This window comes from Streptomyces coffeae, assembly GCF_016741875.1.
Lineage (GTDB): Bacteria > Actinomycetota > Actinomycetes > Streptomycetales > Streptomycetaceae > Streptomyces > Streptomyces coffeae.
In genome coordinates this window covers 7,614-20,817 of record NZ_JAERRF010000012.1, presented here as the reverse complement: position 1 = coordinate 20,817, position 13,204 = coordinate 7,614, and the positions used below count along the sequence as shown (strand labels likewise).

Annotated in this window: 1 protein-coding gene; it reads left to right on the top strand. The window is 74.5% G+C overall.

Annotated features, from left to right (window positions below):
* Nucleotides 1–407 precede the first annotated feature (407 nt).
* Entirely contained in the window at nucleotides 408–13,163 is a 12,756-nt protein-coding gene (locus JK363_RS42590) for a type I polyketide synthase (RefSeq protein WP_307821812.1), read from the top strand.
* The last annotated feature ends 41 nt before the right edge of the window (nucleotides 13,164–13,204 follow it).

Below are 13,204 nucleotides of genomic sequence, written 5' to 3'. Positions count from 1 at the left end.
TCTCGGACAGTGGTGTGCACCACGCCCCCTGCGCCGACGCCACGCGCCACGCATCCACACCACGCAGCGAAGCGCCAGGTGGCAGCGGCGTCGATGATGCGCCGTGGCATCCACGTGGGGAGTGCTCGCCGCGCGGGGTGAACGGGCCTTACGCGCCAACAGAGAAGTGTTGCTTTTCTTCCAATAACCGCAAGAAGAGAGGCTGGTTCGGGCGGCGCGTATCCGGATACTGTCGGGTTTGGCACGGGATCGCGGGTGCCGCATTCGTCCGGCTTTGGGCCATTCACCCGCGCACCCCATCGGGGCTTCCCGGAGCGTCGTTTCCTTGACCCTCTGAGGTAGAGCCCCCATGCCCGGCGCCGCGTCAAAGGGGACTGACAACGCACCTCGTAGAGGGGGACTGACGAGTGGACACCGGCACTGTCGCCGTCATAGGAGTCGCGTCCGCAGTATCGAGGCAGACGGAGCACGACCCCGGTGTACTGGCCGAGCTGACGGGTGTGCCGCTGCCCGCGGACCGGTCGGCCGAACTGGAGTTAGCCTGGACGGCCTGCGAGGACGCGGGCATCGGTGCGGACAACCCAGCGGGCGTCGGTGTCTACCTGGCCACCGACGGCGCGGGCGGGGACAACGCGGGCGAACTGGCGCGTGTACTCGGCTTACTCGGCCCGGTCCGCACCGGGCACGACCCCGTCACCGAGGCCATCGACGCCCTGCGGTTAGGCGAGTGCGACCTCGCACTGGTCGGGACGGGCGGAGCGGGCGGGGCCTTCGCGGTGTTGGCGCGCGGGGACGGTGCGCGGACCGCGACCTTCGGCTACCGGCTCGGCACCGGCCACGAGTGGCCCGACGGCGTTCCCGCCCTGGTCGAGGCCGCGTTACGCTCGGGACGGCCCGAGCCCGGCCGCGCCGCGCCGGATGGGCCCGCCGTTCCGATCACCCTCTCGGCGCACAGCCAGGACGCGTTACGGGCGCGGGCTGCCGACCTGCATGCGCTGCTCGGCGCCGAGCCGACCCTCCCGCTCATCGACCTCGCGTTATCCCTCGCCACGACCCGGCCCGCGCTCGCCCACCGCGCCGTGTTGGTCGGCAGGGACCACGCTCGGCTCGCCGACGAATTACTCGCCGTCAGCGAAGGCCGACCGGTACCGGGACTCGCGACCGGTCCCGCGCGGGCCGCGGCGGACGGCACCGCCTTCGTGTTCCCCGGGCACGGGCCGCAGTGGCTGGGCATGGCCGATGAACTACTGGACACTTCACCAGTGTTCGCCGAGCAGTTGCACATCTGCGCGGAAGCCCTCACGCCGTTCGTGGACTGGCCCGTGTTGGATGTGCTGCGCGGCACGGTGGACACACCGTCGCTGGACCGGCCGGATGTGGGCCAGCCCGCGCTCTGGGCGATGATGGTGTCCCTGTCAGCGCTGTGGCGGTCCTGGGGCGTGCTGCCCAGCGCCGTGATCGGCTCCAGCGTCGGCGAGATCTCGGCCGCCACGGTCGCGGGCGCGCTGTCCGTCGAGGACGGTGCGCGGGCCGTGGCTCTGTTCAGCCGGGCGCAGGTGCATCTGCTCGACCACGGTGTGATGGTGTCCGTGCTGGCGTCCGCCGACGAGGTGCGCGAGCGGCTGACCCGCTACGAGGGGCTCGACCTGGCCGCCGTGCACGCCCCCGGCTCGGTCCTGGTCTCCGGCACCGAGGACGCGGCCACCGAACTGCTGGCCGAGCTGGCCGCCGACGGCGTCAGGGCCAGGAGCATCGCAATCCGCCTCGCGGCACACGGCCGCCAGGTCGACTCGGTGCTCGACATGATGCGCGCCGACCTCGGCCCGATCACGCCCCGCCCGACAGAGGTGCCGATCTACACGGCCACCACGGGCACGAAGGTCGACCCCCTCGCGCTCACCGCGGACCACTGGTGCCGCAACCTCCGCGACACCGCGGACTTCGAGAGCGCCACCCGCGCCGCGCTGGCCGCGGGACACCACCTGCTGCTGGAGCCGAGCCCGCACCCCGTCCTCACCAGAGCCGTTCAGGAGACCGCCGAAGACACCGCCGTGGACGCCGCCGTCGTCGGCACGTTGCGCAGGGGCCAGGGCGGCCCCGACCAGGTGGTGGCCGCGCTGGCCGAACTTCACGCACACGGTGTGCTCCCCGACTGGGAGGCGGTGTTCGCGGACCGGGACGCGCGCGCGGTGCCGCTGCCCCCCTACCCGCTGCACGCGGCGCCCGCCGCCGGTCCCGCCCCGTCGCTGGCCGACCGGCTCGCGGACGCCCCCGACCGCCTCGCATTCCTGCTCGACCTGGTCCGTGCGCAGGTCGCCGCCGTCGTCGGCGGGGACATCGCGTCGTCCGCCGACGCGGACGCGCCGCTGCTGGAGCTGGGCGTCGACTCGGCGGGCGCGGTGGCGCTGCGCAACCTGCTGAACGCGGCAACCGGCCTGAACCTGCCGGTGTCGGCGGTGTTCGACATCCCGACGTGCCGGGGTCTCGCCGAGCACATAGGCCGGGCGCTGCTCGGCGCACCGGCCGAGGACGACGAGCCGCCGGCTCCCGCGGCGGTCGGGGACGACGAGCCGATCGCCGTCGTGGCGATGAGCTGCCGCCTGCCCGGTGGTGTGCACAGCCCCGAGGACCTGTGGGAGCTGCTGTCCGCGGGTGGCGACGGCGTCACCGCGTTCCCCACCGACCGGGGCTGGGACCTGGACGGGCGCTACGACGAGGACGCCGAGCGGGCGGGCGGCTACTACCAGCGCGAGGCCGGTTTCCTGCACGACGTCCCCCAGTTCGACCCGGAGTTCTTCGGTATCTCGCCGCGCGAGGCGCTGGCGATGGACCCGCAGCAGCGGCTGCTGCTGGAGATCTCCTGGGAGGCGATGGAGCGGGCCGGTATCGACCCGGCGGGGCTGCGGGGCAGCCAGGCGGGCGTGTTCGTGGGCGCGATGACGATGGACTACGGGCCGAGGCTGCATGAGGCGCCCGCGGACCTCGAGGGCTATCTGCTCACCGGCAACACCGCGAGCGTCGCGTCCGGCAGGCTCTCCTACACGTTCGGGCTCGCGGGGCCCGCCGTCACCATTGACACGGCCTGCTCGTCGTCGCTGGTCGCCCTGCACATGGCCGTGCAGTCGCTGCGGCGTGGCGAGTGCCCGCTCGCACTGGCGGGCGGCGTCACGGTGATGCCGTCGCAGGGCATGTTCGTGGAGTTCAGCAGGCAGCGCGCGCTGGCCCCCGACGGTCGGTGCAAGGCGTTCTCGGCGAGCGCGGACGGGTTCGGCCTCGCCGAGGGCGCCACGATGGTGCTGCTGGAGCGGCTGTCCGACGCGCGGCGCAACGGACACCCCGTGCTTGCGCTGATCAGGGGCACCGCAACCAATCAGGACGGCGCGTCCAACGGCCTCACCGCCCCCAGCGGCTCCGCGCAGCGCAGGGTGATCCGGCAGGCGCTCGCCAACGCGGGTGTGCCGGCCGCCGAGGTCGACGCCGTCGAGGCACACGGCACCGGCACGCGGCTGGGCGACCCGATCGAGGCGGACGCACTGCTCGCCACCTACGGCCGGGAGCATATGGCCGACCAGCCGCTCCTGCTCGGTTCGGTGAAGTCGAACATCGGCCACACGCAGGCGGCGTCCGGTGTCGCGGGCCTGATCAAGATGGTGCTCGCACTGCGGCACGGCGTACTGCCCAGGAGCCTGCACATCACCGAGCCCACCCCGCACGTGGACTGGTCGACGGGCGCGGTGTCGCTGGTCACCGAGACCACGCCGTGGCCGGAGGTCGCACGCCCCCGGCGGGCCGGTGTGTCCTCGTTCGGCATCAGCGGCACCAACGCGCATGTCGTGCTGGAGCAGGCGCCCGAGGAGGCTCCGGTCGACTCGCGGTCGGGGTCCGAGGTGGCTCCGCTGGTGTTCTCCGCGCGCACGGAGGAGGCGTTGCGTGCCCAGGCCGCCCAACTCGCCGCCAGCGCGGAGGGGTTGGCGCTGGTTGATGTGGCGGATGCCTTGTTGTCGCGGTCGGTGTTCGAGCACCGGGCTGTGGTGGTGTCGGGTGGTGCCGAGGCGCTGACGGCGGTGGCCGGTGGGGCTGAGTCCGGCCGTGTGGCGGTCGGTGTCGCCCGCCCTGTGGGCAAGGTGGCGTTCGTCTTTCCCGGTCAGGGTTCGCAGTGGCTGGGTATGGGGGCCGCGCTGGCTGAGTCGTCGCCGGTGTTCCGTGCTTCGCTCGACGCGTGTGCTGATGCGCTCGCTCCGCACGTGGACTGGTCGTTGTGGGATGTCCTGGCCGATGAGGCCGCGTTGGACCGGGTCGATGTCGTGCAGCCCGCGCTCTTCGCCGTGATGGTGTCGTTGGCCGCGCTGTGGCGTTCCTGTGGTGTCGAGCCGGATGCGGTGGTGGGGCACAGCCAGGGTGAGATCGCCGCTGCCCATGTCGCGGGTGCGTTGTCGTTGGCCGACGCTGCCCGGATCGTCGCGTTGCGCAGCAAGGCCATCACGGCGATCGCGGGTCAGGGCGGCATGGTGTCGCTGGCGGCGTCGGTCGACGATGCCCGGGAGCGGATTGCGCGGTGGGGCGGGCGCATCTCGGTCGCGGCGGTCAATGGCCCCGGTTCGGTGGTGGTGGCGGGTGATGCTGACGCGCTGGACGAGTTGGTCGAGTCCTGTCGGGCTGAGGGTGTGCGCGCGCGGCGGGTTCCGGTGGACTATGCGTCGCATTCACCGCATGTCGAGCGTATTCGTGAGGCGTTGGCGGGCGAGTTGGCCGGGGTGGAGCCGGTGCCCGCGCGTGTACCGATGTTGTCCACCGTTACCGGGGAGTGGCTGACCGGGAGCGAGGTGGGTGCCGAGTACTGGTACCAGAACCTGCGGGAGACGGTGCGGTTCGAAGAGGCGACGCGTGGCCTCCTGGACCGGGGTGTGGGGGTGTTCGTCGAGTGCAGCCCGCATCCTGTGCTGGCCATCGGGGTGCGTGAGACGCTGGACGCGGCCGGCGCTGACGCGGTCGTGGTGGGCACCTTGCGCCGGGATGACGGCGGTCTTGACCGGTTCCTGCTGTCCGCCGCCGAAGCGTATGTCGAGGGTCTGCCCTTCGACTGGCGTGCTGTGGTACCCGCCGGGCGGCGTGTGGACCTGCCGACCTACCCGTTCCAGCGCAAGCGCTACTGGCTCGATGAGACGGCCCGCTCGACGGCGGACGGCGACCCCGCGCTGGAGGAGTTCTGGTCCGCGGTGGAGCGAGGAGATCTCGCCGCCACGCTGGACGTGCCCGCCGACGCGCCCCTGACCGACGTCCTGCCGAGCCTGGCCGACTGGCGCCGCCGCAGGCAGGAGCGGTCCGCCGTCGACGCGTGGCGCTACCGCGTCACCTGGCGCCCGCTCGGCGCCGCCAACGCACCGACCCTGACCGGCACCTGGCTCGTGGTCGGCTCGTCGTCCGAGCCGTCCGAGCCGTCCGAAGCGTCCGAGGCGGAGCACCCATGGCGTGCGGCGGCCGTCGACGCGCTGCGCGCCCACGGCGCCGATGTCCTGGAGGTCGACGGCTCGGCGGAGTCGCTGCGCGCCGCCGGCGTCGCGCCCAGTGGTGTGCTCTCCCTGCTGGCGCTGGACGAACGCCCCGACCCCGCGTCGCCCGCCGTCCCCCGTGGACTGTCCGGCACGCTGGCGCTGGTGCGGGCGCTCGGCGACGCCGGGATCGACGCGCCACTGTGGCTGGCCACGACGGGCGCGGTGTCCGTCGGCCGGTCCGACCCGCTGACCCACCCGGCGCAGAGCCAGGTGTGGGGCCTCGGGCTGGCCGTCGGCCTGGAGCACGCGGACCGCTGGGGCGGCATCGTCGACCTCCCCACGGCCCCCGACACCAGGACCGCGACGCGGCTCGCCGCCGTCCTGGCCGGGCAGGCGGACGAGGACCAGTTGGCGATCCGGGCCTCCGGCGTATCGGTGCGGCGGCTGACCCCGGCCCCCGCACCGGGGGCGGCACCCGCCTGGCGCACCAGTGGCACCGCGCTGATCACCGGTGGCACCGGCGCCATCGGCGGCCACGTCGCCCGCTGGCTGGCGAGCAATGGAGCCGAGCGCATCGTGCTGACCAGCCGCAGCGGTGCGGACGCGCCCGGCGCGCGCGAGTTGGAGGCCGAGCTGACCGCGCTCGGCGTCCGGACCACCGTCGCCGCCTGCGACGCCGCCGACCGCGCCGCGCTGGCCGACCTGTTCGCCCGGCTCGACGCCGACGGCACGCCGGTCCGCTCGGTCTTCCACGCGGCGGGCACCGTCCCGTCCCTGCCGCTGGCCGACACGGACACCCCGGATCTCGCGTACGCCCTGGCGGCGAAGGCCGTCGGTGCGACCCACCTCGACGAGCTGTGCGCCGGGCGCGCGTTGGACGCGTTCGTGCTGTTCTCCTCCGGGTCCGCGGTGTGGGGCAGCGGCGAGCTGGGGGCGTACGGGGCGGCCAACGCCTTCCTCGACGGCCTCGCGCAGCGCCGCCACGCCGACGGCCTGCCCGCCACCTCGGTCTCCTGGGGCATGTGGGCGGGCGAGGGAATGGCGGCGGGCGACCTGAACGACCAGCTCCGCCGAAGGGGTATGCGCCCGATGCGGCCGGAACTCGCGGTCGGCGCGCTCGCCACCGCCCTCGCGGCCGGTGAGACGACCCTGACGGTCGCGGACGTCGACTGGGCCCGCTTCGCCCCCGGCTTCACAGCCGCCCGTTCACGCCCGCTGATCAGCGAGATCCCCGACGTCGTCGCGCTGGCCGCGCAGGACGCGGTGGAGCAGCCGGGCTCCGGCGGGGCGCTGGCCGACCGGCTGGCCGGGCTCACCGAGGCCGACCAGCACCGGCTCCTGCTCGACCTGGTCCGCGGCCACGCTGCCGCGGTGCTCGGCCACGACGGCCCCGACGCCGTAACCCCGGACCGGGCGTTCCGCGAGCTGGGCTTCGACTCGCTCACCGCCATCGAGGTCCGCAAGCGCCTCAGCACCGCCACCGGCCAACGGCTGCCCACGACGGTCGTGTTCGACCACCCGACGCCGGAGGCGCTGGCCCGCCACCTGCACTCCGTGGTGCTCGGCGAGCGGCAGACCGCCGCGTCGGGCCGGACCGCGGCCCGTGACGCCGACGAGCCGATCGCGGTGGTGGCGATGAGCTGCCGCTACCCCGGCGGCGTGCGCGGACCCGAGGACCTGTGGTCGCTCGTCCTGGCCGGGCGCGACGCCATCGGGCCGTTCCCGGAGGACCGGGGCTGGGACACCGACCGGCTGTACCCGGCCGACGCGGAGGCCCAGGGCCGCAGCCGCACCCTGGAGGGCGCGTTCCTCGACGACGCGGGCGGGTTCGACGCGGGCTTCTTCGGCATCGCCCCGCGCGAGGCGCTGGCCATGGACCCCCAGCAGCGGCAGGTGCTCGAACTGGCCTGGGAGACCTTCGAGCGGGCGGGCATCGACCCGTCCTCGGTGCGCGACAGCCTCACCGGCGTGTTCATCGGCGCCTCGCCGCAGGGCTACGCGGGCACTCTGGAGCAGGCGACGCCCGAGATGGACGGCTACCGGCTGACCGGTGACGCGCTGAGCGTCGTATCGGGCCGGATCGCCTACTCGCTGGGCCTGCGCGGGCCCGCCGTCACCGTGGATACCGCGTGCTCGTCCTCGTTGGTCGCCCTGCACCTGGCGGTGCAGGCGCTGCGGTCGGGTGAGTGCTCGATGGCCGTGGCGGGCGGGACGGCCGTCATGGTGTCGCCCACACCGTTCGCCGAGTTCAGCCTCCAGGGCGGCCTGGCCCCCGACGGCCGGTGCAAGCCCTTCGCCGACGCCGCCGACGGCGTCGGCTGGGGCGAGGGCGCGGGCCTGGTCCTGTTGGAACGGCTCTCCGACGCACGGGCCAACGGCCATGAGGTGCTCGCCGTTGTCCGGGGTTCCGCGATGAACCAGGACGGCGCGTCCAACGGGCTGTCCGCGCCGAACGGGCCCGCGCAGCAGCGCGTCATCCGCGCGGCGCTCGCGAACGCGGGCCTGTCCGGCTCGGATGTGGACGCCGTCGAGGGCCACGGCACGGGCACCCGGCTCGGCGACCCGATCGAGGCGCAGGCGCTGCTGGCCACCTACGGCCAGGACCGCACCGGTGAGCCGCTGCTGCTGGGGGCGCTGAAGTCCAACATCGGCCACACCCAGGCGGCTTCGGGCATCGCGGGCGTCATCAAGATGGTGCAGGCGCTGCGGCACGGCGTGCTGCCGCGCACCCTGCACCTCGACCAGCCGTCCCGGCACGTGGACTGGACGACCGGCGCCGTGGAGCCGCTGGCCGACCAGCGGCCGTGGCCGGAGACCGGCAGGCCGAGGCGGGCCGCCGTCTCCGCGTTCGGCGTCAGCGGCACCAATGGCCACGTCATCCTCGAACAGGCCGAGCCCACCCCCCCGGCCCCGGCGGACGAGCCCGACGGCCGGATGCTGGCATGGGCGCTGTCCGCCCGCGACACCTCGGCGCTGCGCGAGCAGGCCGCCAACCTGGCGTCCACCGTGGACGAGCGGCCCGAGCTGTCACCGGTGGACATCGCCGCGACGCTCGCGGCCGGGCGGGCCGCGCTCGACCACCGCACGGTTGTGCTCGGCACCAGCACGCCCGAACTGCGCGCCGGTCTCGACGCGCTGGCCGAGGGCACCGACCACCCGGCCGTGGTGCGGGGCACCCCCGACGGCGGCAGGCTCGCCCTGCTGTTCTCCGGTCAGGGCTCCCAGCGGGCCGGCATGGGCCGGGCCCTGTACGAGGCACACCCCGTGTTCGCCGACGCGCTCGACGAGGTGTTCGCCCACCTCGACCCGCTGCTGGCCGTGCCGCTGCGCGATGTGGTCTTCGGCGACGACCAGGCCCTGCTGGACCACACCGAGTACGCCCAGCCCGCGCTGTTCGCCGTCGAGGTCGCGCTGTACCGGCTGTGGGAGTCCTGGGGACTGCGGCCCGACGCGCTCGCGGGCCACTCGATCGGCGAACTGACCGCCGCGCATGTGGCGGGCGTGTTCTCACTGGCCGACGCCTGCGCGATCGTCGCCGCGCGCGGCGCGCTCATGCAGGCGCTGCCCGCCGGTGGCCTCATGGTCGCGGTGCAGGCCACCGAGGACGAGGTCGCGCCGGAGTGCTCCGAGCACGTCGGCATCGCCGCGATCAACGGTCCGAACTCGCTGGTCCTGTCCGGCAGCGAACGCGAGGTGCTCGACCTCGCCGACCGCCTCAAGGCGCAGGGGCGCAAGGTGAGCAGGCTGCGGGTCAGCCACGCCTTCCACTCACCGCTGATGGAACCGATGCTGGCCGAGTTCCACCGCGTCGTGGCGGGCGCGACCGCCCACCCGCCCACGCTGCCGATCGTGTCCACGCTGACCGGCGCGCCGGTCGACGCCGAGGAACTGGCGTCGCCGGACTACTGGGTGCGGCACGTACGCCTCCCCGTGCGGTTCGCCGACGGCGTCACGACGCTCGTCGCGCAGGGCGTGACCACGATGGTGGAGGTCGGACCGGGCGGTGTACTCACCGCGATGGGCCAGGACAGCGCCCCCGACGCCGTGTTCGTGCCGACGCTGCGCTCCGACCGGCCCGAACCGGACGCACTGACCCTCGCCGCCGCGCAGCTCCACGTCCGGGGCGCGCGGCTGGACCTGGCCACCGCGCTGGGCGGCGGCCGGGGCAGGCGCGCAGACCTGCCCACCTACGCCTTCCAGCACGACCGTTACTGGCTGACCGCGGCCGTCGCGCCCGCGGGCGACGGGGCGACGGCGGCCCTCGGCGTCGCCGCGGGCGACCACCCGCTGCTCCGCGCCGCGGTCGCGCTGCCCGACTCCGACGGCGTCGTGTTCACCGGCCGGCTGTCCACGCGGACCCAGCCGTGGCTCGCCGACCACGGTGTCGGTGACCGGGTGCTGTTCCCCGGCACGGGATTCCTCGACCTCGCCCTGCACGCCGCGGGCCACTGCGGGCTCGACACGGTCGAGGAGTTGACCCTGCACGCTCCGCTGGTCCTGCCCGAGCGCGGCGGCCTCGCTCTGCGGGTCGCGGTCGGTGCGGAGGCTGACGGCAGGCGGAGCGTCCGGGTGCACTCCCAGGCCGAGGACGCCGACCGGGACGCGCCCTGGACCGAGCACGCGACCGGCACGCTCACGGCGGGCGACGCGCGGGCGGCCGAGCCGGCGGCGTGGCCGCCGGAGGGCGCGACGCCGATGGACGTCGACGACGTCTACGACCGCCTCACCGAACTCGGCTACGGCTACGGGCCGGTGTTCCGCGCGCTGCGCGCGGCCTGGCGCCTCGGCAGCGATGCGTACGTCGAGGTGGCCCTGCCGGACGGGACCGGCGGCGAAGGCTTCAGCCTGCACCCCGCGCTGCTCGACGCCGCGCTGCACGCGCCCGTGCTGCGCGCGCTGGAGGAGAACGGCGGCGGCCCCCGGCTCCCGTTCAGCTTCACGGGGGTGCGGCTGCACGCCGTCGGCGCGTCGACGCTGCGGGTGCGCTGGTCGCCCACGGGCCAGGACGAGATGTCGCTGGCCGTCGCGGACCCCACCGGCAGGCCCGTGGCGACCGTCGAGTCGCTGGTGATGCGACCGGCGGAACTCCGGAAGGCCGCCTCCCGGGCCACCGACTCCCTGTTCGCGCTGGAGTGGGCGCCCGTCGGGACCGGGGACAGGCACGTCGGGCTCGCCGTGCTCGGCGCGGACGACCTCGGCGTGGACGCGCCGACCGTGCCCGGCTACGGCGCCCTCGACGGTGTGACCGACCTGCTCGCCCTCTGCCCCCAGCCGTCCGGTGTGGACGGGAAGGCGGCGCGGGAGGCGGTGTCCTGGGCACTGGCACTGGCCCAGGACTGGATCGCCGACGAGCGGACCGCCAACGCCCGCCTGGTGTTCGTGACCCGCGGCGCGGTCGACACCGACTCGCCCGACCCGGCACAGGCCGCCGTGTGGGGACTGGTGCGATCGGCACAGACCGAGAACCCCGGCCGGTTCGCACTGGTCGACCTCGACGACGCCGAAGAGTCCACCCTCGCCCTGCCCGGCGCCCTGGCTTCCGACGAACCCCAACTGGCCGTAAGAGCCGGTCTGGTGACGGTGCCCAGGCTCACCCGTGCCGCCGCCGGCCCGCTCACCCCACCTGCCGACGGCCCGTGGCGGCTGGACATCCAGCCCGACGGCTCGCCGGCCGACCTCACCGTGGCGCCGCACCCCGACGCCACCGCGCCCCTCGCACCCTGCGAGGTACGCATCGCCGTCCGCGCGGCGGCCGTGAACTCCCGGGACGTGCTGAGCGCCATGGGCGCCTACCCCGGCGCGGCCGAGCTGGGCACCGAGGTCGCGGGCGTGGTCACCGAGGTCGGCGCGGAGGTGCCGGACCTGGCGGTGGGCGACCGCGTGCTGGGCATGGTCGCCCAGGGCTTCGGGCGGCTCGCGGTCACCGAACGCAGGCTGGTCGCCCCGATCCCCGCCGGGTGGTCCTTCGCGCGCGCCGCGTCCGTACCGCTGGTGTTCCTCACCGCCTACTACACCCTGCACGACCTGGCAGCCCTGCGCCGGGGCGAGTCAGCGCTGGCCGCCCTGGAACTGCTGCCCGACAGCGGGCGGTTCATCGAACCGGGAACGGCCGACGTCCGTGACTCCGACGAGCTGCCGCCCGGCGTCGAACACGCCGCGTCCGACCGGACGCAGCCGGGTCCGGACCGCTTCCAGGAGACACTGGTCGAGGTGCTGGCGATGTTCGAGGCGGGCGTGCTGAGCCCCCTGCCGGTGCGCGCCTGGGACGTCCGCCGCGCAGCCGAAGCGTTCCGCCACCTCAGCCAGGCCCGGCACGTCGGCAAGGTCGTACTGACCGTGCCCGCGCCGATGGACCCGGACCGCCCGGTCCTGGTGACCGGTGGCCTCGGCACGCTCGGCGCGCTGGTGGCCCGGCATCTGGTCGCCGACCGGGGCGTGCGGAACCTCGTACTGGCCGGGCGCAGGGGTCTGGCGACCGAGGGCGCGGAGGGGTTGCGCGACGAACTGGTGGCGCTGGGCGCCGAGGTGTCCGTGGCGGCGTGCGACGTGGCCGACCGCGACTCGGTGGCCGCGCTGCTGGCCTCGCTGGACCGGCCGCTCGGCGCGGTCGTGCACGCGGCGGGCGTCGTCGACGACGGCGTACTGGAGTCGCTGACGCCCGAACGGGTCGACCGCGTCTTCGGCCCGAAGGTCGACGGCCTGCTGCACTTGGACGAACTGACCAGGGACGCCGATCCGTCCGCGTTCGTCGTGTTCTCCTCCGCCGCCGGACTCCTCGGCAGCGCGGGCCAGGCGAGCTACGCGGCCGCGAACGCGGCACTCGACGCGCTCGTGCGGCGCCGCCACGCGCTCGGCCTGCCCGGTGTCTCGCTGGCGTGGGGCATGTGGGCGGCCGCGAGCGGCATGACGGAGGGGCTCGACGCGGGCGACCGCGCCCGGCTCGGCCGCTCCGGCATCCTCGAACTGCCCACCGAGGACGCGCTCGCGCTCTTCGACGCCGCGGCGGAGGACGACCGCGCCGCACTCGCGCCGGTCCTGCTGGACACCGCCGCGCTGCGCGGGCAGGCGGCGGACGGCACGCTGCCCCCGATGCTGCGCGGCCTGTTCCGCGCCCCCGCCCGCCGGGTCACAACGGTGGCCCCCGTCGCGACCACGACGTTCGCCGACACCATCGCGGGCCAGTCCGCCGAGAAGCGCGAACAGACGGTGCTGGACGTGGTCTGCGGGCAGGTCGCGGCAGTACTCGGCCACTCGGTCGGCACCGAGGTCGATCCCGGCCGCGCGCTGCGGGACCTCGGATTCGACTCGCTGACCTCGGTGGAGCTGCGCAACCGGCTCACCGCGGCCACCGGGCTGCGGCTGCCCTCGACTCTGGTCTTCGACCACCCGTCGGCCGCCGCGATCACCCGGCACATGCTCACGCTGCTCCCGCGCACCGAGCCCGAGCCGGAGACCGGCGTGCTCGACCAACTCGACCAGCTGGAGAGCGCACTGCTCGCCCTCACCGACGACGGCACCGCCACCAAGGTGGACCTGCGGCTGCGTGCCCTGCTCGCCAGGTGGAGCGATGCGCGGGCCGACGGCGCGGGCGAGGACGCCGAGTCCGACCTCGACTCGGCCACGGACGACGAACTCTTCGGCTACCTCGACAACGAACTCGAGACCTCGTGACCGGGTCGACCCGCGTCGATCTCGTCCGCACCGCCGTAAGG